The sequence below is a fragment of the Parapedobacter defluvii genome, from assembly GCF_014642075.1.
In the GTDB taxonomy this organism is placed as follows: Bacteria; Bacteroidota; Bacteroidia; order Sphingobacteriales; family Sphingobacteriaceae; genus Parapedobacter; species Parapedobacter defluvii.
In genome coordinates, this window is the sequence record NZ_BMIK01000001.1 from 423,394 (window position 1) to 447,112 (window position 23,719).

Genomic DNA, 23,719 nt, shown 5'->3' on the forward strand with positions numbered 1-23,719 from the left:
TTCAGTCAAACGGCTCCCAATAAATGGGATTACACGGTTGCAAATATCTACCGAAAGAGGCGCACTCCTGTTCACCCGATTAGCAACTGTGTATACCGATTTATCATTTTTGTTGGTTGAAATGCGGATTAATTGACTTGATTTTATTTGTTAAATAGCTGTTAAACAGTATTTTGAATGCGGTTTGAATCTGCGGAGTCCGCGAAAGGCACATTTGTATATGTATACACTTTTCCATATCATTGTATGAGTCCAATTAACCAGTAAGTATGAAACCGCACTTCCATTTGGTGCCGCGCAACGCGGAATATCCTTATCTATGCAGGCAACATACGCTGCCCAATCTGGGTACGGTATGGCATTATCACCCCGAACTGGAGTTGCATTACATCATCAGGGGTGAGGGGGTACGTTTTGTGGGTGATAACATCAGCAGTTTTGCTGCGGGTGAATTACTATTACTCGGCGAAAATCTTACACACATGTGGCGGTGCACCCGGAAGTATTTTCTCGGAAACCCCGATGTCACCGCGGAGGCAATCGTCGTACAGTTTCTTCCTGACTTTATGGGAAAAGATTTCATGCTTAAGCGGGAGTCGGCTGCTGTACACGCATTATTCGAGCGTGCAAAGTATGGGTTTGTGGTGCACGGAAAAACCAAGAAACAGGTGGTAGACTTAATGCGTAAATCGGTTTCAGTTGAAGGGCTGGATCGCCTGATATTAATTATGAACATGGTACATATCCTGGCGAACAGCGATGAATTGACCCAAATCGCAACGGGATGGACTACACATCATGTGAATCGGGAGGAAGCAGGGCGCATCAATGAGGTATACCACTATATCCTCGCGCGATACCGGGAAGAGATTACGCTTCCGGAGATCGCTTCCGTGGCACATTTAAGCGTAACATCTTTTTGCCGGTATTTCAAAATGATGACCAAGAAAACATTCAAGGATTTTTTGATCGAAGTGCGGATTAGCCATGCCAAACGGATGCTGATCGAAGACCAGCATTACACCACCGAGGCAATCTGTTTTGAATGTGGTTTCAGCAACCGATCTAATTTTTTCCGTCACTTCAGGAATATCGTCGGCTGCACACCTGTTGAATACAAACGGCAATATGCGTTGGAAACATATTGCCGTAAGATGTAGCCTCACTATCTTTCGGGGGCTTGTCAATGGTATCCGGCCGCTCAGCGGACCGCAATGGTGGTTTCGGGGGAATCGGCAAGGAGCAGGTCCGCACGCTCAATCGATTCATTTACGTAATTTTCCACTTCCGAGAATGCGGCGGGAATAGCTGTCAGACCCGCATAGGCTTCTTTGGTTTTGCTCAATGCATTGGCTTCGCGTTCTAGTGCGTTCTTTAACTGGGTTTGTAGGGTGGCCATGCGGCGTGCTTCTTGAGCCGACCGCTGTTCGTGTTCCTTGATGTACTTTGCCTTGATTTCGGCAATGATCTTTTTGCTTTCTTCCACACGGATGTTGTTGTCAATATCTTTTTGGTATACGGCTACGAAGTAAGCTTCGTCGCGCTCAAGTTCTGCATGGCTGCCGGCACTGTTACGGATCCGTTGAACCGATAGGTCGTATTGGTTCCACAATATACTGATGTTGTTTTGGTGGAAGGCGATCTTTGATTTGAAGTCGTCCGCGTGGATAGCCGTGGGGGCTTTGAGCGGATGGGCAAAAAGAGTAGTTCCTAGGTTGGCGGTGGCAAAGAGTGCGATAATTACAAGCGTTTTCATGATGTCTTTTTTTACAATTATTGTTTCTGTTTTTTCTTAATTCATGTGGCTTCGTTCCGTCGGGCGTCCCCAAGCTGATCGTTGCCATCGTGCCAATCCATATTACATTTTTGTACCAAATCTGTAAGGTTCTGATAAACAGTGGAATATTTTTTTCGCGGGAATGTGAGCTGTTCGATAGCGGACAGTGGGTGTACGCTTGCGCACAAAGCGGACAGGTAACTTTCTATTTTATACTGTAAATTAGCGGCCATGAAACATTCGGAACGAATTGTATCTCATGGTGATGTTTCCCTCAGTACGGAACACTTCGGGAAACGGGGGCAGCCGGCTGTTCTCCTGCTTGCCGGTGCAACGGTATCGATGTTATTCTGGGACGAAGAATTCTGTCAGCTGTTGGCCGACAGGGGCTTCTTTGTTATCCGGTATGACAACCGGGATGTAGGGCGGTCTACTACCTATGAACCGGGAACCACTCCTTATGACCTGCTCGATTTGCTGGACGATGCCATCGCTATACTGGATGATTATCACTTGGAGAAAGCTCATCTCGTGGGGATGTCCCTCGGTGGGCTGATTGCACAGATGGCCGCCCTGAAGTACCCTCGACGGGTGGAATCGCTCACCCTGATCGCCACAGGCCCATGGGGTAATCCCGATCCGGGGATTCCGGAAATGGATACACGGATTTTGGATTTCCAGGCAAAATCGGCTACAGTCGATTGGACAAACGAGGACACCGTGGTTGACTACCTGTTGGAAGGTGCCGCGTTGATGAGCGGACAAAAGCCGCTTGACCGGGCGCGCACCGAGCGCACCGTTAGACAGGAATTCCGGCGGGCCAATCGGTACATCAGTATGTTCAACCACGCTGCGCTGCAGGGCGGGGAAGCGTATTATAATCGGCTTGATGAAATCCGGCAACCGACGTTGATCATGCATGGGACCGATGATCTCATTTGGCATTACCGGAATTCGGATACCCTGTTGAAAGGGATCAAAGGATCAAAACGGATGACATTAGCGGGTACCGGACATGAATTGCACCCCCAGGACTGGCCTGCGATCGTGAAGGGGATCGCGAACCTCGCCGGCTGTTAAGCGTAGTTTTTTGGACCTACTGCGCACGTACCAATTCCAGGAGGGTGATTTCCGGGGGCATCCCCAAACGGCCGAGGTAACCCAGAAAACCAAAGCCACGGTTTACGTACAGGAACTGCCGTCCTTGCTGGTATAAGCCAGCCCACTGTTTGTAAAAATACTGAACAGGACTCCATTTAAACCACCGCGACTCGATACCGAACTGCATGCCATGTGTGTGTCCGCTTAGTGTAAGCACGATCTGTGGATGCCTACCCACCACCTCAGCCGTCCAATGCGATGGATCGTGGCTCAGCAAAATGGCTGGCCTGTCGCTTGGGGTGCCCGAAAGCGCCTGCTCAAGGCTGCCATACCGGGAAAATGCCGCCCGCCCGCTCCAGTTTTCGACGCCCAATAGGGTAAGGGTATCGCCATCTTTGTGCAAGGTAGCTGATTCGTTGAGCAGCAAACGCCATCCGGCTTGACGCTGATATTGCATAAGCCGATGAAGATTTTCCTGCTTTGCTGCGGATGAAGGCCAACGGACGTAATCGCCGTAGTCGTGATTACCCAATACGGAATAAACACCCATCGGTGCACGGAGATGGGCGAAGATCGTAAGATAGGGCTTGAACTCGTCGGCTCGGTCATTAACCAGATCTCCTGAAAATAGGATGAGATCCGGAGCTAAGGACATGGCCTTGTCTACGCCCCTGCGTACGGCATTTGGATTGTCAAAACTGCCGGAATGGATATCCGAAAGCTGAACGATGCGCAGTCCGTGAAATGCTTCCGGAAGGCCGTCAACGGGAATCCGGACCGTCCGGACCTGATACCGGTAGCGCCTTGATACCCCGTATAGCAAGCTGAGAAACAACAGGCCGCCCGAAAGCATGGCGAACTGGCCGACAAAGGGACTCCGGGAAATGGCGGTGTTTTCGGCAGATGCCGGAGCAGCCCATGCGGTATGCAATCCGGTAAACACGGCCTTGACGCCGATCCACAAATCGCCGATAAACATGACCGCAGCCATCAGCAGCTGACCCAGGAAGACAGCAATCAGGGTATGTACGGTATATTTGACAAGAGCGCTCGGCCAACCGTTGTCAGACAAACGGCGGTAAACCAACGGACTGATCAACGCGCAAAGGCCAATACCTGTAAATGCCGCCAACAGTAACTGCCTGGCAGGCTCGTCTACACCGCTTAACCCGGTGTAGACTGCCGTAAAAGCATAATATACCAACCAGCCAAAGAATATAAGGAGAAAAAGAAGTGTTCTCATCCGTTTTTATGTATAAAGTTGCAAATATCGGATAAGCGCCCCGAAAGCTATGTTGACCCAACGTCAAATAAATAACCGTTTCTGTCAAAAAAATCCTTGTAAATATGGAAAGCCTTTCTTTACTTTGTAATTCAAAGTGCTTTTTATATGAATCACGAACAACTTCAATCCGAACTGCTTTCCATCCGTCACCTGATGGAGCGATCGGCCAAATTCATCTCCCTAAGTGGCTTGTCAGGTATTCTTGCGGGGTGTTATGCATTAGTGGGAGCAGCACTGGGATACCGTGAGGTATACGGATTTGCCAGTAAAATGGGCTATCGGGATCACTATGTAACCGAAGAGGAAGTGTTGGTGAAGCTGATCGTGATCGCATCAACCGTACTGCTTTTGTCGGTGGGCACGGCCATTTGGCTATCCGCACGGAAGGCCCGCAAACAGGGTCAGGGTATATGGAATCCGGCAAGCCGCGGACTACTCAAAGCGGTGGGCGTACCACTGGTTACAGGGGGCCTGTTCGTGCTGGTCATGATTGCCCGCGGAACCTACGGATTGGTGGCTCCGGCCTGCTTGATTTTCTACGGACTGGCGCTGGTGGCTGGCGGGCAGTATACCTACCGGGACGTGAAGGGTTTGGGAGTTCTACAAATCGCATTGGGGCTGCTGGCAGCGTGCCTGCCGGGCTATGGTATTATTTTCTGGTCGCTCGGATTCGGCGTGTTGCACATCTTTTACGGCTTTATCATGTACTTCAAATACGACCGGAGGGTAGCGTGATGCTCGAACATTTCGACAAGGCGTTTGAAAACCGGGTGCGCCTGCAGATCATGGCGGTACTGGCAGCCAATGAGCGGTACGATTTCAATGCACTTAAGGAATTGCTGGGGGTGACCGATGGCAACCTCGCCTCACACCTTAAAGCATTGGAGAAGGTGGCATACATTGAAGTCAATAAATCGTTCGTGGGGCGTAAGACCAATACCAGTTACCAAGCCTCTGAAAAAGGGAAAAAGGCATTTGCCAAACACCTGGAAACCCTGGAAAATTTAATCAAACAACAGAAACAATAATTTTTTTGCTTATTTACTTTGTATTTCAAAGTGCTTTTAAAAACTGATAAAATGGAAACAAAAACACAATTGACATCGGGATTGGGCTACTGGCTCAATAATTCGGTAACCCTTAAACTTTTTGTAATCGGCCTGTTGGCCATTGTATTGCTGATTCCCTCATTCCAGGTAACTTCCCTCATCCGGGAACGGCAGCAACGGCAGCGGAGTGTAGTCGCAGAAATTGGCCGCAGTTGGTCCGGACCCCAGGTATTGGGCGGCCCGGTGTTGGTAGTGCCTTATAAAACGATGGTCAAGACCGTAGTGGGTGACGTGGAAAAGCTGGAAGAGCGTGTCCAACACCTTTACATGCTGCCGGAAGACTTGCACATTGCTGCCGAAACGGATACCAAGCTATTGCACCGCGGTATTTTTGATGCGGCGGTGTACGAGGCAAAGGTGGGTATGAAAGGCCGGTTTGGACCATTGGACTTAGCTAAAGCCGATGTAACACCCGAGCAGGTCTTGTGGGAGAAAGCACGGCTCGCCATCGGCGTTGGCGACCTCCGGGGCCTTAAGAACAGCCCAACCATCACGCTCGGTGAACAGGCGTACGAACCCGAAACGGAATATGCAGACATCGGGGTATTTAGCAATAACCTCGTGACTGCTCCTAAGCTATCCGGTGAGCCGTGGGAACAACTTCCCTTTGCCTTGACGCTCGACCTTCGCGGCAGCGAGAGCCTCCGCTTCCTGCAACTGGCCAAACATACCCACGTGGAGGCTTCGGGCAATTGGGGTGCACCGAAATTTTTCGGGAAGTTTCTGCCCGATGAGCGTGAAATCCGGGATTCAGGCTTTACTGCCCAATGGGAAGTACCGCACTTTTCGCGGACGCTGCCGCAGCAATGGACCGCCGCCCAAGCCACCATCGGCGAGCGCATCGAACCGGACGGAAGCGATGACTACTACGAAGCGGTGACATTTGCCGATATGCCCGTAGCCGCATCGGCAGATAAAACACACGAAGCCACGGGATTCGGCATCCAGTTTCTCCAACCGGTAGATCATTACCAAAAAGCGGAACGCACCGCTAAATATGCCATCCTGATCATTGTGCTGACATTTGTAGCACTGTTTTTTACGGAGGTGATTACCAAACGCCGGATACACATCATCCAATATGTGCTCATCGGTGCGGCGATGATTGTGTACTATACGTTGCTGCTTTCGTTTTCAGAACAGGTGGGCTTCAATGCGGCTTATGCAATCGCTTCAGTGGCTACCATTGCCTTGATTGGTGGCTTCCTGGCGCAACTGCTGCACCGGCGCCGGGTAGCGCTGATTTTCTCCGCGATACTCACGGTATTCTACGTGTTTATTTTTGTGATCATCCAGTTGCAGGATATGGCGTTATTATTTGGTAGCATCGGATTGTTTATCACAGTAGCGCTGCTGATGTATTTTTCGGGACGCATCAACTGGATGCGTACAGATACGGACGAAGTTGCGGTACAGGCACCCTGACGTTTGTTAAATGCGTAAAATCGCATTTTACGTTTGCATAAAGCACTGGCTTTTGCTATAATTGAACATGCGTATAGTTAATCGATCAGTTGCTTTATTGTTTTTCGTGTGTATCGCCTGCGGTTTGCATGCGCAGACCGCAGACACGCTCCGGGTATTGGCAATCGGAAACAGTTTTTCTGAGGACGCCGTTGAGCAATATCTCCACGAAATGGCGGAAGTAACGGGTAAGCCGCTGCTCATTGGCAACCTGTACATCGGCGGGGCGCCCCTGTCGTTGCACTGGAACAATGTACAATCCGATAACGCGGCTTACAGTTATCGGAAAATCAACGTGGATGGTCAAAAAACCACAACGGAAAAAGTCAGCATCCGTACGGCGTTGCAGGACGAGCGCTGGGATTATGTATCGCTCCAGCAGGCTAGTCCGCTATCGGGGCAGTTTGATACGTATGTACGGCCGCTTAAAGGTGTGTACCGGTACGTAGACAGCGTGACCGGTGGAAAGGTGCGTTTGATCTGGCACCAAACCTGGGCCTATTCACCCACTTCCACGCATGAAGGCTTCGCGAATTACAACCGTGACCAGCAGACCATGTATCGGGCCATCATGGACGCTTCTGCAAAAGCCAAAACGTTGATGCCCTTTAATCGGCTGATCCCCAGCGGTACGGCTATCCAGAACGCACGTACGGCACTGGGGGATGACTTAACACGGGATGGGTATCACCTGGATCTGCACATCGGGCGGTTCATTGCGGCTTGTACCTGGTTTGAATCGCTGTTTGGCGAGCAGGCCCCTGTAACGAAGTACCGCCCGGAACAGGTGTCCGAAAGGGAAGCTCAAGTGGCACAGCAGGCCGCACATGCGGCGGTACAGCAGCCTTTTTCGGTCACAGAAATAGCGGTGGAAGAAGCCGGGGAGGTAGGCCGGTGACGGCCAGAATTCACTCCATTGATCGGGTACGCGGGTTCGTGATGTTACTGATGGCGCTTGACCACATCCGTGACCTGATGCACATCGGATCGCTTTCTGGAGATCCTACTGATTTGTCTGCGACTACGCCGGCCTTGTTTCTTACTCGGTGGGTTACCCATCTCTGCGCACCGACATTTGTGCTGCTGTCAGGCGCATCGGCTTATCTTTCTTTGCAGAAACGGGGCGATATCGGAGCAGCCCGACGGTTTCTCATCGGCCGGGGTCTGTGGCTTGTGATTCTTGAATTTACGGTCGTCAATTTCGGGATTTGGTTTGATGTGCATTTCGAAGTGTTTCTCCTGCAAGTTATTGCTGCCATTGGTTTGGGTTTCGTCGTGCTGGGTGCATTGCTTACGTGGAATCCAAAAATCCTGGGAATCATCGGCGTGGGCATCGTTGCACTGCAGCATGTATTTTCTTCCACAACGTCGCATCTCTTCGTGCCTGGATTGATTCCCCTCGGTGAAAATCACAACCTGTTGGTTGGGTATCCCCCGATACCCTGGATCGCAATTTTGTTGGTGGGTTTTGGGTGCGGCAGGTGGTTTGAACATACCCGGTTGGATAGACGACGGTTGTTTGCCATCGTCGGGCTAGTTTGTATCGGATTATTTGTGGTACTACGGGCGCTCAATGTATATGGAGATCCGGCACCTTGGAGTATCCAGCAGAACGGGTTATTTACGTGCTTGTCATTTATCAACGTGACCAAATATCCGCCGTCGTTACTGTTTGACCTGCTGATGCTCGGCTGGATGTTTTTATTGCTTTCGCTGGCCGAATGTGCGGGTAACCGCATGACGGCGGTTTTGGAAGTCTACGGTAGGGTACCGCTGTTCTATTACTTATGGCATTGGTATTTGATCCATCCCCTTTTATTCATCGTACTGTTTGCACAGGGGTTTTCACCGGCTGATTTCAGGTTTGGATTCAACTTCGGTAGGCCGGAAGGCACCAGTGGATTGGAACTTTGGGCAGTCTATTTGCTGTGGCTCGGAGTGATCGCTGCATTGTACCCAGTTTGCCGTTGGTACGACCAATATAAGCAGCGAAACCGAAAGCAGAAGTGGCTGAGTTACCTTTAATTAGTATATTTGGAGACAGTGCTTGTAAATACAAGATATAGTACCGATATTTCCGCCCTAGCAATTGTTTCTCAACGGTAGCGGAGGGAACGATAAAGTTTTTTTTATTTCGTATAAAATTATAGTTGCATTTGGAAGCAACTTTATCTAAGTTTGGCCGATTATAAATAGAAAATTATGACGCAATCTCAGGATGCTAAATCGAATTACAGCGTTTCTTTAGCCACTTTAACTACCTTGTTTTTCATGTGGGGGTTTATCACGTGCATGAATGATATCCTCATTCCGCACTTGAAAGAGCTGTTTCAGCTGAATTATTTCCAGGCAATGCTGGTGCAATTCGCTTTTTTTGGAGCATACTTTATTGGCTCGGTGATTTATTTTGCCGTATCCTATTTTTCCGGCGATCCGATCAATAAAATTGGGTATAAAGGGGGGATCATCATCGGTTTATTGATTTCGGCACTGGGATGCCTGTTGTTTTATCCGGCAGAACAGATGGCCATCTACCCCATGTTTTTACTGGCATTGTTTACCCTTGGGTTGGGGTTTACGCTGCTGCAGATTTCCGCCAATCCCTACGTGGCCATTCTTGGGCCGCCCGAAGGGGCGTCCAGCAGGCTTAACCTGGCACAGGCATTTAACTCGTTGGGTACAACCATCGCACCTGTACTAGGAGGATACCTGATTTTTGAATTTTTTGCCGAGGGCGGCGAAATTACGCCGGATGCGACCAAGATTCCCTACCTGATATTCGGATTGCTATTTGTATTGCTGGCAGTATTCGTCCGGATGATCAAGCTACCCCGGTTTAAAGCCGAAGAAGTGGGTGGCGGTAAATTGGGTGCATTGGCTTTCCCGCAATTGCGCGGCGGGGTATTGGGCATTTTCTTTTATGTCGGTGCAGAAGTGGCAATTGGGAGTCTGATCATCAGTTTTATCAGTCAACCGGATGTGATGGGACTGGATGAGCATGTGGGTAAAAATTACCTGGCTTTGTATTGGGGCGGAGCAATGATCGGCCGCTTCCTGGGTTCGATTTCACTGAACGACAAATTGAACGCGACGAAGAAGGCTAGTTACATGGTGCTGGCGGCGATTGCTGTTTTTTTGGTCATCTATAGCATCGTCGACCTCTCTTTCAACCAGATCGCTACATTCCTTATTTTTATCGTACTGAATTTTGTGGCATTTGCCATTGGTAGGTCGGTAGCCGCCCGTGCGTTGACGGTATTTGCATTGGTAAATATCGGGCTGATACTTGCCACGGTATTGGGCTCCGGCAGCTGGGCTATGTGGACATTGCTGGCCGTGGGATTATTCAATTCCATCATGTGGTCTAATATCTTTACGCTGGCCATTACCGGGTTGGGCGCGCACACCAGTCAGGGTGCCTCGTTGCTTGTAATGGGCATCCTGGGGGGAGCACTGATTCCGCTTTTGCAGGGATGGATGGCCGATGTCGTTGGGTTGAAACCTTCCTTTATCATACCGGCAATCTGTTACGCGTATGTTGCCGGGTACGGGCTGTATTGCAGCCGCAAGCTGGGAAAGGTCACGCAATCTGAGCCGGTGGCAGGAGGACATTAAAAGTAAAGTCCCCCTATGCGCCGATGCTGTTGTCATCGCGGTGCATTGGCAAATGGTGCATTGGCAAATAGTGTATCAACCTACGCAAATTTTGTGTGGGCCTTCCCTGATTTTGTGGGTTAATTTTGCGGACGCAATTAGATAGCCAATAAAGATCCCCATGAATAAGTTAGCCACCGGAGATTACATCGTTTTTATCGTTTATTTCCTGATCGTGGCAGGTTATGGCCTCTGGATCTATTTCCGGAAAAGGGCTGCCCGGGAATCCACGAAGGAATATTTCCTGGCGGAGGGAAAGTTGACCTGGTGGGCCATCGGCGCTTCGCTTATTGCTTCCAATATTTCTGCCGAACAGTTTATCGGTATGAGTGGGTCGGGCTTTAAGATGGGGCTGGCAATTGCGTCGTATGAATGGATGTCGGCATTGACCTTGATTATCGTGGCGGTTTTCTTCATTCCGGTTTACCTGAAAAACAAGATCTTTACGATGCCTCAGTTTTTGAGCCAGCGGTACAACGATACGGTTGGTTTGATTATGGCGGTTTTCTGGCTGCTGCTCTATGTCGTAGTCAACCTCACTTCCATCCTGTTTCTCGGCGCATTGGCAATTAACAGCATATCGGGGTTGGATCTGACGGTCTGTATGTACTTCCTCGCGGGCTTTGCCATCGTGATTACGCTGGGAGGCATGAAAGTGATCGGTTATACGGATGTCATACAGGTGGCTTTCCTAATTTTCGGCGGGCTGGCTACTACCTACCTGGCATTGAACCTCGTCGCCGATCATTTCGGCGATTCAGGTATCGTGCACGGCTTTAAACGGATGACCGAACATGCCGGCGACCATTTTGAAATGATATTGCACCGGGATAATCCCAATTATTTCGATCTGCCCGGCCTGAGTGTGATCCTGGGCGGACTGTGGATCGCGAACCTCAACTATTGGGGGTGTAACCAGTACATCACACAGCGTGCATTGGGGGCTGATCTGAAGACGGCAAGAAGAGGAATTCTCTTTGCCGCTTTTTTGAAACTGCTCATGCCATTGATCGTGGTCATACCGGGGATTGCCGCGTACGTATTGTACCAGCAGGGTAGTTTCCAGCAATCCATGGCCACCGATGGTACCTTGAATCCCGACCGTGCGTATCCGGTGCTGTTGAACCTCTTGCCCGTAGGGCTCAAAGGCCTTTCCTTTGCCGCCCTTACGGCGGCGGTAGTTGCATCATTGGCCGGAAAAGCCAACAGTATTGCGACCATATTCACATTGGATATCTACAAACGGATGGCCGGCAAGACGGTTTCCGAGGAGAAATTGGTTGGAATCGGGAAATTGACCGTTATCTGCGCAATGGTGCTTGCCGTGGTGATCGCACCCTATTTGGGGATAGACAAAAAGGGCGGGTTCCAATACATCCAAGAATATACAGGATTTGTTTCCCCGGGTATTTTTGCCATGTTTATCTTGGGCTTTTTCTGGAAAGGTACCACCTCCAATGCGGCCCTGTTTGCAACCATCGGAGGGTTTTTTCTGTCCATCGTATTGAAGTTTTCTCCCCACTGGTTCAGTTGGTCATTCCTTGAACCGATCGGCTTTGCAAAGCTGAATGATGCGGGTGTATACGAAATCCCGTTCCTGGACCGGATGAGTATCGTTTTTGTATTATGTGTGCTCGGCATGTGGGGGATCAGCCGGTGGGACCGGAGCCGGGGTGTACAGACGAAGGGACTGGACGTAGATCGTAAGCTATTTGCCGTAGACAGGGGCTTTGCTGTGGGGGCATTACTGGTTTGCGGGATATTGGTGGCGCTGTATACCGTGTTTTGGTAAATTTCAGAAACCTGTATTCAGGCAATCTCCCCCAACAGTGTCTCAGCGGCACCCACGTGATTGGAACGGTATTCCATCGGGGTAACGCCCATGATGCCCTTAAACTGCCGGTTGAAATACGAGATGTTCCGGTAACCGCATTCGAAGCAGATGCTGGCAATATTCCAATTTTCTTTGGCCAATAAGTTTGTCGCGTGCGTCACCCGTACGTAGTTAACGAACTGCGAAAATGTCTTTTCCGTCCGCCGTTTGAAGTAACGGCAGAATGCGGCTTCATTCATGCAGGCGATGGAAGCGGCTTCCTTGCTGTCTGGTTCTTCTTTGAAATGGTCAATGATGTACCGGATTACTTTTTCCAGCCGTTCGGCATCTCCCTGTTCGTGCCTGACTTTGGGAATCACACTGTCGATCGAAATCAGGTGTTCGCGCATGTCAGATAGTCGATGAAGCATCTGTAACAACAGCAGGAGTGCCTCCATCCCTTTGCTTTGTGTAATGCGGTGAAAGCTCTTTGCCAACTGACTGTCCAGTATGTTCAGCTTAAGCCCCAACGACGAAGCTTGCAGGAGAGCACGGATGTTTGCCAATTCCGCACGCTCGAAGAAGGTTTTGCCTAAAAAATCTTCTTTAAAAAAAATAACAATGGCATGTGCAGTTTCTCCGGTTTCCTTAAACGACCGGTCATTTAGGAAGCAATGTGCCAATCCTGGCCCGAAGAGGAAAATCTCGCCATCCGTAAAGTTCAGGATTTTGGTACCCGCATAGAGTTTTCCATGGCTTTTCGGAATCATGATTAACTCATAGGCATCGTGGAAGTGGTACGGCGAATTGAAGTGCGGTTGCAGGTATTCTCGTACAATGAAGCTCATGCCGGCGGTTCCGCTCTGGTGTTGGTATACGCTCTTTAAATGGTGTTGCATGGTATGAATTTATAAATGGTAGTACATAATTAACTAAAATATATGAAAAATGCAACGAAAATCGGATTATGTGTAAATAGTGTATTAGATGTTGCAAAAGAGGTGTTTCCCCAAGGAAGTTAATCCCCGTAATTTAGCCAATGCTAACAAGGAATGATAAACCGGGTGAAAGACGGAATCCCAACACAATAATTTAACGATAACGAATGAAGAAACGATTTGAAAATCAGGTTGCCTTGGTATCGGGCGGTGCCGATGGACTGGGAAAAGCCATCGGAAGCCGACTGGCCGCGGAAGGTGCAACCGTTATTTTGGCCGATAAAGACGAAGCGAAATTAGCCGTTACCGTTGAGCAACTGAATGAGCAGGACAGAACGGCTACGGGTATGCCGCTGGATGTAACGGATGAGCGATCGGTAGGCAAGCTGTATACGCAAATTGCCAAGCAGTTCGGCCGATTGGATGTGATGGTGAATTCAGCGGGTATCGTCGGCCCCACCAACACACCGATTCAAGCGTATGACACCGCAGCATTTGACGGTATTTACCAAGTGAATCTGAAAGGGACATTCTTGATGACCAAATACGCGATACCCTTGATGACAGCGCGTAATTACGGGCGTATCCTGCTGATTGCATCCATCGCGGGCAAAGAAGGGAATCCGAATATGGTGGGTTATTCTGCCACAAAAGCGGGGGTCATCGGCCTGGTAAAAGCTGTGGGCAAAGAGTGCGCAACCACGGGCATTACGGTGAATGGCTTGGCCCCAGCGGTGATCAAGACCGCGATGAATGCCGACACGGCACCTGAGCAGCTCCGGTATATGACCGAAAAGATACCGATGGGTAGATTGGGTACCGTGGATGAGGTAGCATCCGTGGCCACCTGGATCGTATCACCGGAGGCCAGTTTTTCTACGGGGTTTGTGTTTGACATTTCCGGTGGGAGGGCTACGTACTAACAATGAACGGGAAAAGAGCTGTGATACTGGGCGGATCATCGGGTATTGGAAAAGCGGTAGCCATACGCTTCGCTGGCCAGGGGTATCGGGTATTCATCGGATCGTCCGATCTGAATAAAGGCAATGCGGTGTGTTCGGTGCTACCGGGCGAAGGCCATCGTGCATTTGAGGTTGACGTGCGAAAGGAGGCACACATCCAATCGCTGGCAAACTGGATTGCCGAAGCGTGCGGAGATTTCGACGTGTTGGTGAATAGCGTTGGAGTTTCACAGGGAATGCCAGCCCTGGATAGTGATTTCGAAAAATGGGATAATGCATTGCAGGTGATGCTGTACGGTACGGTAAAAAGCTGCCGGTTGCTCGTACCCTTGATTAAGGATGGCGGGCGGTTGATCCATATCACCTCCATCCACCATGAGCGTGTGGAAATGGGAAGTTCGGCTTATGGGATGGCAAAAGCTGCGATTACCCAGTTTACCCGGTCGTTGGCATTGGAACTGGCACCGAGGGGTATTCTGGCCAATACGGTGGCACCGGGGTTTATCGATACGCCCATGTCGGTCAAAGCGGATGGCAGGAACGAGCTGCAGACGGAGTGGTTCCGTGACAATTATGTGAAATACAATCACCTGCCGTTAAAGCGTCCCGGGAGGCCGGAAGAAGTAGCCGGGGCAGTTTACTTTCTGGCAGGGCCGGACGCATCGTATATAACGGGATCGGTGTTAACGGTAGACGGGGGACTGACAATAACATTTTGATTCCTGTAAATAGTGTATCATAACAAGCAAATCTTGTGCTTTTAAGATGCTTGATTTTTGTTGATTTTAGTGAATGTGAAAACCAATATTCTATAGACCTGGGTAAAAAGATCCTGCGAACCGCGGATGTCGTAATCGGAAGATGTTTTATCGATAATAAAGGATTGCTATGTTGTTGATTAAATGGTTGATATGTGTATGTTTTGTTTTATTTTTTCCAATAGGGATAACTAGGGTTCAGGCACAGTTACCTCCGATTGTGATTGAAGACAACGGGTCTGTAGAATTAAATGCCGGACTGCTGAAACGGAAACTCCAAGTAGATGAAATGGGAGTGCGAACCGAGGTGCTTAGTGTATCTGACCGAAATATCCTTTCAGGAAAAGCACCCGAACTCACGTTTCGGATTTACTGTGCTGTGCCTAATAACGCACCGGAAGGACTGGCTGACGCAAGTGGGACGGAAAGTGCGATTTCGTTGAAAGATGATTTGGCGGAAACAGACCAACTGCAGGTGAACGACGACGATGTCAGTAACGTGCAGCAAGTAACTTGGAAACAGGTAGCCACCTGTAGCGCATCTACGTGGGGAACTGTGTTTGCCGAGCACAAAATTATACAGTTCCAACCCGAACCAAATGTCCATCAACTGCGGGTGCGCTACAGAAGCAAGGAAACAGGTAACCTCGATGGCTTGGCGGTTGATGTTGTATACGAAATTCACGGGGAGTATCCTGCCATTAGAAAATGGATAGAGATTACTAACAACAGCAAATTGTGGTTGAAGTTTGACAGCTTGATGATCGATGACATACGCCTGTCTGCGGACTATCGGAACATTGTCGACCTGACGCCTTCTGGCAGAGGAGCAGTATCCAGCATCCGGGCTTTTTCCGACAACGACCAAGCGCTGGGCGTATTGCAGGTCAGTGAGGTTCCTTCAGCACTGCGTGTCATCTCCGAAGAGGGAGCCATGGGGTATCATCCGGATCATTTTGAGTGGGTATTGGGACCCGCTGAACGCTTTAAATCCGAACCCGTTTTTACTTATGCCTATACAGGATCATCGACTAAAACAACGTCAGCAGTCTCCACTGCGCTAGACAGGGCTGTTGAGACGCATTTCCAGCAATATTTGCAGCGCGTGGTAGGATTAAAGGCATTCGATCCGTCGGTATCCGTCCCTTTGTGGTGCAGTTGGTCCAACTATGGGCCGTTGATCAACGACCATAATATGAAGATTGCGGCTGATATCGCTGCTGACATCGGAATTAAAACCATGCTACTAGACGCGGGATGGTCGGAAGCGAAGACACCCAACGCTATTGCACGGTTCAGCGTTGTTCCCGACGCTGCGAACTTTCCCGATTTTAGCCAGACAACGACGTATATCCGTGATAAAGGATTAAATACCGGTTTATGGGTAACTTGTTTCCGGGATCCGGAGCGTTCGGCTGATTTAAAGGCATTACCTGGGGCATACAGCTATCCCAAAGTGGAGCGCGACGGGGCCTTGGCAATGAGTTACGCCAGCAATTGGCGGTTTTATTATGCCTATGATCTGGTTACTCTATACGATCGTTACCATGCGACTTACTTTAAACAGGATTTGACAAATATCAAATTCGGTGACATTGCCAAGGGACATGATAGCCGCACACCCAAAGAATCGTTGCTCAGAGGATTGAGAGGGTTGTTTGAGGCACAGGAGGCAATTGCCACAATGGCTCCGGATGTACAGTTGGAATTGACCCATGAAATCTATTGGGGTACTCCGGGTACACCCTGTGATGTCGCGGCGTTGAAATACGTCCATTACTTCCATGTGCCACCCAACGACTACGCAGGGGCTGGAAATCCACGACAAAGGGCCGCAGCTCAACCGCTCCTGAATACGGATAGCCTTCAGGCTCGTTTAATCGCAGGATGCTGGAATGCCCGTCAACAGTTCTTTGTGCATAGAGGGCTACCGCTTCGATCCATTGAGTATTATGGTGCAGCTACGGTGAATTTTGCCGGAAGTTTGACGCCTAAGATCCAACAAAGGCAGCTTTGCAGTTGGTTTATGGGGGTACCCAGTGTATTTGCTGGGGACCTGGAGTCACTGAGCGAGTTAAACAGGTCGGTTTACCGGGAGGGATTTGCCCTGCTGGATCGATTGAATAAGCAATACGATGTTTACGCCTATTTTCAATTCAGCGGTGTGCCCGCACCAACTGACACGGATTGGCATTGGTGGGGTAAACTCAATGAAACGGGCTGCGGTGCGGTAGTGGTCTTAAGAGGCAGTGGAGGGGCGGATACCCGGAACATCAATGTACCCTGGGTGCAACCGGAAGGTACCTATCGTGTGCGTGCATGTTTTGCAAACCGCGAGGCGGGTGTTTTTTCAGGTGAAGAATTAATAAACGGAAAGCTGTCGTTGGCATTGGAACGTTATGGACAGGAAATCCTCGAAATCATGCCGGCAGCGAATCGGTAGGCGCTGTTAAAAATAATTTGTAATCAATTATAGCAATTATGGGAAAAATAAGTACAAAAAAAATCCGTTACGTACTGATACTTTGGTTGATGGCAATATGTACGGGGGTGGTGTGGGCGCAGGAGGTCCGTGTGACCGGGAGCGTAAAAGATACGACGGGCACCTTGCCCGGTGTAACGGTACAAATCAAAGGAACAAGTAACGGTACCCAAACGGACGAAAACGGTAATTACGTCATCGACGTGCCTTCCAGTTCGTCGGTCCTGGTGTATTCGATGGTCGGCTATGTCAGCCAGGAAATCCAGGTAAATAGGCAAACAACGATCGATGTAGTACTGAACACAGATCCAAGTGCCTTAGACGAAGTAGTGGTGGTAGGCTTCGGCCAGCAGAAACGGAGCGATATGGTGGGCTCCGTAACATCAGTGAGTGCCAGTGAATTGAAGAAAAATCCTTCCAGCAACCTGACGACAGCCCTGGCCGGCAGGGTCGCAGGGATGATTGCCTATCAACGCAGCGGAGAGCCGGGGCAGGATAATGCCGATTTTTTTATCCGGGGAGTCACGACGTTCGGATATAAGGTGGATCCGTTGATTTTGATTGACAACATGGAGGTAACCACCACCCAACTGGCCCGGCTTCAACCGGATGACATAGCCAGCTTCAGCATTATGAAAGATGCTACGGCCACTGCGGTATATGGAGCCCGTGGAGCCAATGGCGTTATTCTGGTAACGACCAAGCAAGGGCAGGTGGGCAAAGCGGCCCTGTCTTTCCGGATTGAAAACTCGCTGTCCGCGCCCACCAAAAATGTAGAGCTGGCCGATCCGGTTACGTTTATGAAGCAATATAACGAGGCGGTCTATACACGTACACCCCTGGGACAGATCAATCCGAATACACTGTTGTATTCGGATGAAAAAATCATGAATACCGAGCTTGGTATGAATCCATACGTGTATCCGGCGAATGACTGGCGGAAGATGATGTTCAAGGATTATGCGATGAACCAACGAATGAACCTTAATGTAAGCGGAGGGGGCGGAGTTGCGCAATATTTCGTTTCCGGTACATTCAACCGGGATAATGGTGTCTTAAAAGTGGACAGCCGCAATAACTTCAATAACAATATCGACCTGAAAAGTTATGCCCTCCGCTCTAACGTGAACATCAACCTTACGAAAACAACGGAAATGGTAGTGCGGCTGAACGGAAATTTTGACGACTATACCGGGCCGATTTACGGCGGTGAAGATATGTATAGGCGCGTGGTGAGATCCAATCCGGTTCTGTTCCCCGCTTACTTCCCCAAAGACCAACAGCATCAAACGGTCAATCACATTATGTATGGGAACTACGATACGGGCAATTATCGGAATCCATATGCAGACATGACGCGGGGCTATAAAGACTATGCTTCTTCAACCATGGCCGCCCAGCTCGAACTCAAACATGACTTTTCGTATTTGACGGAAGGTCTGTCTTTTGAAGCTATGCTAAATACCAATCGATATGCCTATTTTGATATGGTAAGGGCATACAGTCCATTTTATTATACATTAAATGGGTATGACCGGTTTACGGATACGTATGGAATCAGTAATGTGAATGAAGCAACCGCAACCGAATACCTGAGTTATGAGCCGGGAGAAAAAACCGTTAATTCTTCATTCTACCTGCAATCTATCTTGAATTATAGCAGGAATTTCAATCAGAAGCATGGAATAAGCGGCTTATTGGTTTTTATGATGCGGGAGTACCTGGACGCAAATGCCAAAGACCTCCAGTTGTCCTTACCTTTTAGAAATTTGGGTCTTTCGGGTAGGGCAACTTATTCCTTTGACAATCGGTATTTTGCCGAATTTAACTTTGGCTACAATGGGTCGGAGCGGTTTCATCAATCGAAGCGGTTTGGCTTTTTCCCTTCGGCCGGTTTGGCTTGGAGCGTATCCAACGAAAAATTCTTTGCATCCGCAAAAGACGTAGTAACCAACCTGCGGTTGAGAGCAACCTATGGTTTTGTTGGAAATGATGCCATCGGGTCTCCCGAAGACCGATTTTTCTATCTATCCAACGTAAACATGAATGATGGAGATCGCAGGGCAACTTTTGGCCGTGACCAAACGTATCTCCGCAATGGCATTTCTGTAGGAAGGTATGCCAACGAGGATATCACCTGGGAGACCGCACTGAAGCAGAACTATGCGCTTGAATTGGGTTTGTTCAATAAAATGAACCTGCAGGCAGAGTTTTTCCATGAATACCGTAAAAATATCTTGATGACGAGAAGTTACGTGCCGGTTACCATGGGATTATCCGCCCCGATCCGGGCTAACGTGGGTGAAGCATCTTCCAAAGGGTTGGACATGTCCATGGATTACCAACAGTCATGGTATACCGGATGGTGGTTGTCAGTAAGGGCTAATTTTACATACGCGACCAATCAGTACCGAAGGTTTGAAGAGCCGCAGTACAGTGAGCAATACCGTTATCACGTGGGAAATTCGATCAACCAACGGTATGGTTATATAGCCGAAAAATTGTTTGTCGACGACTACGAAGCTTATAATTCACCGGCACAGCCTTTTGGCGAATACCGGGGAGGGGATATCAAGTACTTAGATGTCAACAACGACGGAAAAATCACAGAGGATGACATTGTGCCGATCGGCAATCCGGATGTCCCCGAGATCGTCTACGGATTTGGGTTCTCTGCTGGATATAAAGGATTGGATTTTTCGGCCTTTTTTCAAGGGCTTTCGAACGAGTCTTTTTGGATTGACGTCAACAATACGTATCCTTTTGTCAATGACACGCAACTGCTAAAGGCCTACGCCGACAGCCACTGGGCCGAAGACAACCAAGACGTATATGCACTTTGGCCGAGGCTAAGTACCTCTATTATCAGCAACAACGTGCAGAGCAGCACCTGGTTTATGCGCGATGGGACTTTTCTGCGGCTGAAACAGGTAGAAGTAGGTTATACACTGCCGGCTGGTGTGCAAAAAAAGCTGCACGCTACCAATTTCAGGATATTTCTGAATGGGAGTAATCTTTTGACATTCAGTAAATTCAAGCTGTGGGATGTGGAAATGGCAGGGAACGGGTTGGGCTATCCGGTGCAGCGGATCTATAACATCGGATTAAACGTCAATTTTTGATACGGTGAGGTAACCAATTAGTACTGACAACTAAAAAGAAAATAAACAGATGAATAGTACGCGACTAAAATATTGCTGTTCAGCATTGATCATATGCTTGAATATGTTGACGGCATGTGATAACTATTTGGACATTGTGCCTGACAATGTTCCCACGCTTGATAATGCATTTACCGTGAGAACACAAGCTGAAAAATTCCTCCATACCTGTTACTCGTATATGCCGAGAAACAGCGACCTCGGATCGGATCCGGCCATGCTGGGCGGCGATGAAATCTGGCGTATCAACGAGCGGGGCGGAGCAATGTTTGATATCGCCCGTGGGCTGATGAACGTGGTGAGTCCGTATGGCGACAACTGGCAACTGATGTACCGTGCCTTGAGAGACTGCAATATCTTCCTGGAGAATATCGAGAATGTCCCCGATATGGAAGCGCCTGAGCGTGCACGATGGGCAAGCGAAGTGAAGTTTTTGAAGGCATATTATCATTTCTGCCTGGTAAGGATGTACGGCCCTGTTCCCATTATCAAGGAAAATCTGCCAATTTCGGCAGATCCCGACGAAGTGAAAGTAATGCGAGACCCTGTAGATTCTTGCTTTAACTACATCGTGGATTTAATCGATGAATCGTTGGAATACCTGCCTACCGAAATAGCCAATCCGATGGATGAACTCGGTAGGGTAACCGCGGCAACAGCGCTCGCGATGAAAGCGAAAGTTTTGGTAACGGCGGCGAGTCCCCTGTTCAACGGAAATACGGACCAGGCTGCCTTGAAAAATCCGGACGGGCAACCCTTGTTTAACCCCACATTTGATCCGGCCAAGTGGGAAAGGGCTGCGCAGGCGTGCAAGGAGGCGATCGAGGCTTGCCACGATGCCGGTTTCAGCCTGTACTATTTCCAGCCTGAGTTTGGGCAATATAACCTCACAGATAGCATCACGACACAGATGAACATACGCAACAGCCTCTGTGAGAAATGGAACAGTGAAATTATTTGGGCTAACACGCAGACCAACTCGAGCAGTATTCAGGTATTAGCTACTACGTTCATCGACCCGCAATATCTGGACAATTGGCCGCTGCGGGGAGAACTTTCACCCCCTATGAAGATCGCCGAGATGTTTTATTCTCAACATGGAGTGCCGATTGAAGAAGACAAAACATGGAACTACGGCTCCAGATACAGCCTCCGCGAAGCCACAGAACAGGATGAGCTGTATATCCGGAAGAATTTTGTTACCGCAGGTTTGCATTTTGATCGCGAACCCAGGTTCTACGCCGATCTGGGATTTGACGGCGGGATATGGTATGGACAGGGAAAGTACGATGATAAAAAGCCGGACGAGCTTTTCTATCTGGAAGCCATGGGCGGACAGCGCAACGGTAGTAATCTCTCTGACCGCGGCACCATAACGGGATATTTTATAAAGAAGTACATCCATTATCAGAACGTGATCGGCACCGGCACGAATTATTCGGTTACCTCTTACCCCTGGCCCATCATCCGGCTGGCAGACGTATACTTGTTGTACGCAGAGGCCCTCAACGAGTCTGCGGGCCCTTCAGCAGAAGTATACAAATACCTTGATCTGGTAAGGGAACGTGCCGGATTGGCCGGCGTGGAAGAATCTTGGGCAGATTATTCCAGCAATCCGGATAAACCCAAAGAAAAAGATGGACTGCGGCAGATTATCCAACAGGAACGGTTGATAGAATTGGCTTTTGAAGGACACAGGTTCTGGGACGTCAGGCGATGGAAAGATGCAACCCGGATGCTCAACCAACCCATCGTCGGCTGGGATTTGAAACAACAGGTGGCTAATGCCTATTACCGACCGAAGGTCATCTACGATCAAACGTTCGGCACAAAAGACTATTTCTGGCCCATAAAAGATGAATACATCGTTGTGAATCGGAATTTGGTACAAAACATAGGATGGTAAACACGATTACCAGTTATAACATGAGTTTTATGAAAATTAAAAATATAGCCCTCATCGCTTTCGCAGGAATAGCGATCGGATTCGCTGGTTGTTCGGAAGCCGAACGCCTCGACCACTTGGATGTAGACAAACCCGCTCCGGCACCGGTGACGGACGTGCAAGTCACTGCGACACCCGGAGGGGCGGTTATTACGTACAAACTTCCGGATGATCCGAACCTGTCTTATGTGAAAGCGGTGTATGAAATCCAGCCCGGAACGATCCGCGAAACGAAAGCATCGCGGTATTACGATACGTTACGGGTTGAAGGATTTGGCAGCACGGCAAGTTACCCCATTAAAATCTTCAGTGTGGGCAAAAATGAGAAAGCTTCCGAGCCGGTGGAAATAGCGGTCAACCCGATGACACCTCCCGTATTGTCCGTCTTTGAAACCGTAGACTTGGCGGCGACGTTCGGGGGGGTCAAAGTTTCCTTTGAAAACAGTAGCAAAGCCAATTTGGCCATCGTGGTGATGGTCGATTCGAGCGGCCGGGATACCTGGGCACCGGTGACGACCTTCTTCACCAGCAGCGAAAAGGCTACGTATGCGGCCAGGGGAATGGAGGATAAAGAAAAAAAGATCGGCCTGTTTGTAAGGGATCGTTGGGGCAACCGGTCGGATACCCTTATAAAACAACTCACCCCGTTGTACGAAGAGGTTATACCAAAGGATAATTTTAAATTGGTCAAATTACCCAGTGATACCTGGCAAAATACGTTTAATTATAACATCGAAAAGATATGGGACGGCATTACCAATAATTCCGAAAACGTATGGATTGTGTCTGCAACGTATGCCATACCGCAATGGTTTACAGTAGATATGGGGGTGGCTGCTACCTTCAGCCGGATGAAAGTTTATCAACGGGCCAATTATCCGTACATCGCTCCCATGATTAAAGCTTTCGAGATTTATGGAAGCAATGATCCGGACCCGGATGGCGGGTGGAACAATTGGGAGCTGTTGGGCTCCTTTACTTCGATCAAACCGTCTGGACTGCCATTTGGATCTACCACCACCGAGGATATCGAATATGCCGTGATCAATGGAGAAGATTTTGACTTTGACGGGACGATGACGACCCCTGTCCGGTACATACGATTTAAGACCTTGGAGACGTGGGCACCGGGGGGTGGTGTGCAGACCTCCGAGATTTCGTTTTGGGGGCAGGTGAATTAAACTATTTTAATTAATCGAAGGAATCATGGATAAGAGGCTATTAATAATACTTTGGATCTTGGGCTTATGCTCGTTGTGGAGCGCCTGCA

General features: G+C 49.2%; 18 protein-coding genes. 15 read left to right on the forward strand and 3 right to left on the reverse strand.

What is annotated here, in order from left to right; genetic code table 11:
• The first annotated feature begins 269 nt into the window (after positions 1-269).
• Positions 270-1,160, forward strand: a complete 891-nt coding sequence (locus IEX60_RS01680) for a helix-turn-helix domain-containing protein (RefSeq protein ID WP_188746746.1) — start codon at positions 270-272, stop codon at positions 1,158-1,160.
• Positions 1,161-1,201: 41 nt separating this feature from the next.
• Here the strand turns inward: IEX60_RS01680 and IEX60_RS01685 are convergent, their stop codons facing one another.
• Positions 1,202-1,756: a hypothetical protein gene (locus tag IEX60_RS01685; RefSeq protein WP_188746748.1), complete on the reverse strand. Its 555-nt coding sequence runs from the start codon at positions 1,754-1,756 to the stop codon at positions 1,202-1,204.
• A 252-nt stretch (positions 1,757-2,008) separates the two neighbouring features.
• On the opposite strand from IEX60_RS01685, the gene estT reads away from it, so the two are divergent.
• Complete coding sequence (gene estT / locus IEX60_RS01690; protein WP_188746750.1) at positions 2,009-2,857, forward strand: macrolide hydrolase EstT; 849 nt, start codon at positions 2,009-2,011, stop codon at positions 2,855-2,857.
• Positions 2,858-2,873: 16 nt separating this feature from the next.
• On the opposite strand, the gene IEX60_RS01695 is transcribed toward estT, so the two are convergent.
• Positions 2,874-4,121, reverse strand: coding sequence for a metallophosphoesterase (locus tag IEX60_RS01695; RefSeq protein WP_188746753.1), 1,248 nt, complete (start codon positions 4,119-4,121; stop codon positions 2,874-2,876).
• 147 nt (positions 4,122-4,268) lie between these two features.
• On the opposite strand from IEX60_RS01695, the gene IEX60_RS01700 reads away from it, so the two are divergent.
• The 7 genes from IEX60_RS01700 (at position 4,269) to IEX60_RS01730 (ending at position 12,182) form a co-directional block, all read left to right on the forward strand.
• Positions 4,269-4,898 (forward strand): hypothetical protein, encoded by a 630-nt coding sequence (locus IEX60_RS01700; RefSeq protein ID WP_188746755.1) that lies wholly within the window; start codon positions 4,269-4,271, stop codon positions 4,896-4,898.
• Positions 4,898-5,191 carry a winged helix-turn-helix domain-containing protein gene (locus IEX60_RS01705; protein ID WP_188747562.1) on the forward strand — a complete coding sequence of 98 codons (294 nt, stop codon included), beginning with the start codon at positions 4,898-4,900 and terminating at the stop codon, positions 5,189-5,191. Before IEX60_RS01700 ends, IEX60_RS01705 begins: the two co-directional genes overlap by 1 nt.
• A gap of 51 nt (positions 5,192-5,242) precedes the next feature.
• Positions 5,243-6,697, forward strand: coding sequence for a cell envelope integrity protein CreD (gene creD / locus IEX60_RS01710; protein ID WP_188746757.1), 1,455 nt, complete (start codon positions 5,243-5,245; stop codon positions 6,695-6,697).
• 67 nt (positions 6,698-6,764) lie between these two features.
• Complete coding sequence (locus IEX60_RS01715; RefSeq protein ID WP_188746759.1) at positions 6,765-7,634, forward strand: DUF4886 domain-containing protein; 870 nt, start codon at positions 6,765-6,767, stop codon at positions 7,632-7,634.
• Positions 7,631-8,761, forward strand: a complete 1,131-nt coding sequence (locus IEX60_RS01720) for an acetyltransferase domain-containing protein (protein WP_229717352.1) — start codon at positions 7,631-7,633, stop codon at positions 8,759-8,761. The genes IEX60_RS01715 and IEX60_RS01720 overlap by 4 nt, the downstream gene beginning before the upstream one ends.
• 177 nt (positions 8,762-8,938) lie before the next feature.
• Positions 8,939-10,351: a sugar MFS transporter gene (locus tag IEX60_RS01725; protein ID WP_229717353.1), complete on the forward strand. Its 1,413-nt coding sequence runs from the start codon at positions 8,939-8,941 to the stop codon at positions 10,349-10,351.
• A gap of 160 nt (positions 10,352-10,511) precedes the next feature.
• Positions 10,512-12,182 (forward strand): sodium/sugar symporter, encoded by a 1,671-nt coding sequence (locus tag IEX60_RS01730; protein WP_188746761.1) that lies wholly within the window; start codon positions 10,512-10,514, stop codon positions 12,180-12,182.
• A gap of 17 nt (positions 12,183-12,199) precedes the next feature.
• On the opposite strand, the gene IEX60_RS01735 is transcribed toward IEX60_RS01730, so the two are convergent.
• A complete protein-coding gene (locus IEX60_RS01735; RefSeq protein ID WP_188746763.1) occupies positions 12,200-13,102 on the reverse strand; it encodes an AraC family transcriptional regulator in 903 nt (300 codons plus the stop codon).
• A 206-nt stretch (positions 13,103-13,308) separates the two neighbouring features.
• On the opposite strand from IEX60_RS01735, the gene IEX60_RS01740 reads away from it, so the two are divergent.
• The 6 genes from IEX60_RS01740 (at position 13,309) to IEX60_RS01765 (ending at position 23,630) form a co-directional block, all read left to right on the forward strand.
• Positions 13,309-14,064, forward strand: a complete 756-nt coding sequence (locus IEX60_RS01740; RefSeq protein ID WP_188746766.1) for an SDR family NAD(P)-dependent oxidoreductase — start codon at positions 13,309-13,311, stop codon at positions 14,062-14,064.
• A gap of 2 nt (positions 14,065-14,066) precedes the next feature.
• Positions 14,067-14,822 carry an SDR family NAD(P)-dependent oxidoreductase gene (locus tag IEX60_RS01745; protein ID WP_188746768.1) on the forward strand — a complete coding sequence of 252 codons (756 nt, stop codon included), beginning with the start codon at positions 14,067-14,069 and terminating at the stop codon, positions 14,820-14,822.
• Positions 14,823-15,081: 259 nt separating this feature from the next.
• Positions 15,082-17,304, forward strand: a complete 2,223-nt coding sequence (locus IEX60_RS01750) for a hypothetical protein (RefSeq protein ID WP_188746770.1) — start codon at positions 15,082-15,084, stop codon at positions 17,302-17,304.
• A 38-nt stretch (positions 17,305-17,342) separates the two neighbouring features.
• On the forward strand, positions 17,343-20,465 hold the full coding sequence (locus IEX60_RS01755) for a SusC/RagA family TonB-linked outer membrane protein (protein WP_188746772.1): 3,123 nt from the start codon (positions 17,343-17,345) through the stop codon (positions 20,463-20,465).
• A 49-nt stretch (positions 20,466-20,514) separates the two neighbouring features.
• A complete protein-coding gene (locus tag IEX60_RS01760) occupies positions 20,515-22,410 on the forward strand; it encodes a RagB/SusD family nutrient uptake outer membrane protein (protein WP_188746774.1) in 1,896 nt (631 codons plus the stop codon).
• Between the two features lie 29 nt (positions 22,411-22,439).
• Positions 22,440-23,630, forward strand: a complete 1,191-nt coding sequence (locus IEX60_RS01765; RefSeq protein WP_188746776.1) for a DUF5000 domain-containing lipoprotein — start codon at positions 22,440-22,442, stop codon at positions 23,628-23,630.
• Positions 23,631-23,719: the final 89 nt, after the last annotated feature.

What these genes read in the sequence shown, in the direction of transcription:
- IEX60_RS01740 (WP_188746766.1), top strand. Translation starts at nt 13,309, where the DNA reads ATGAAGAAACGATTTGAAAATCAGGTTGCCTTGGTATCGGGCGGTGCC.
- IEX60_RS01700 (WP_188746755.1), top strand. Translation starts at nt 4,269, where the DNA reads ATGAATCACGAACAACTTCAATCCGAACTGCTTTCCATCCGTCACCTG.
- IEX60_RS01735 (WP_188746763.1), bottom strand. Translation starts at nt 13,102, where the DNA reads ATGCAACACCATTTAAAGAGCGTATACCAACACCAGAGCGGAACCGCC.
- IEX60_RS01730 (WP_188746761.1), top strand. Translation starts at nt 10,512, where the DNA reads ATGAATAAGTTAGCCACCGGAGATTACATCGTTTTTATCGTTTATTTC.
- IEX60_RS01725 (WP_229717353.1), top strand. Translation starts at nt 8,939, where the DNA reads ATGACGCAATCTCAGGATGCTAAATCGAATTACAGCGTTTCTTTAGCC.
- IEX60_RS01680 (WP_188746746.1), top strand. Translation starts at nt 270, where the DNA reads ATGAAACCGCACTTCCATTTGGTGCCGCGCAACGCGGAATATCCTTAT.
- IEX60_RS01685 (WP_188746748.1), bottom strand. Translation starts at nt 1,756, where the DNA reads ATGAAAACGCTTGTAATTATCGCACTCTTTGCCACCGCCAACCTAGGA.
- IEX60_RS01715 (WP_188746759.1), top strand. Translation starts at nt 6,765, where the DNA reads ATGCGTATAGTTAATCGATCAGTTGCTTTATTGTTTTTCGTGTGTATC.
- IEX60_RS01695 (WP_188746753.1), bottom strand. Translation starts at nt 4,121, where the DNA reads ATGAGAACACTTCTTTTTCTCCTTATATTCTTTGGCTGGTTGGTATAT.
- creD (WP_188746757.1), top strand. Translation starts at nt 5,243, where the DNA reads ATGGAAACAAAAACACAATTGACATCGGGATTGGGCTACTGGCTCAAT.
- IEX60_RS01745 (WP_188746768.1), top strand. Translation starts at nt 14,067, where the DNA reads ATGAACGGGAAAAGAGCTGTGATACTGGGCGGATCATCGGGTATTGGA.
- IEX60_RS01760 (WP_188746774.1), top strand. Translation starts at nt 20,515, where the DNA reads ATGAATAGTACGCGACTAAAATATTGCTGTTCAGCATTGATCATATGC.
- estT (WP_188746750.1), top strand. Translation starts at nt 2,009, where the DNA reads ATGAAACATTCGGAACGAATTGTATCTCATGGTGATGTTTCCCTCAGT.
- IEX60_RS01705 (WP_188747562.1), top strand. Translation starts at nt 4,898, where the DNA reads ATGCTCGAACATTTCGACAAGGCGTTTGAAAACCGGGTGCGCCTGCAG.
- IEX60_RS01765 (WP_188746776.1), top strand. Translation starts at nt 22,440, where the DNA reads ATGAAAATTAAAAATATAGCCCTCATCGCTTTCGCAGGAATAGCGATC.
- IEX60_RS01755 (WP_188746772.1), top strand. Translation starts at nt 17,343, where the DNA reads ATGGGAAAAATAAGTACAAAAAAAATCCGTTACGTACTGATACTTTGG.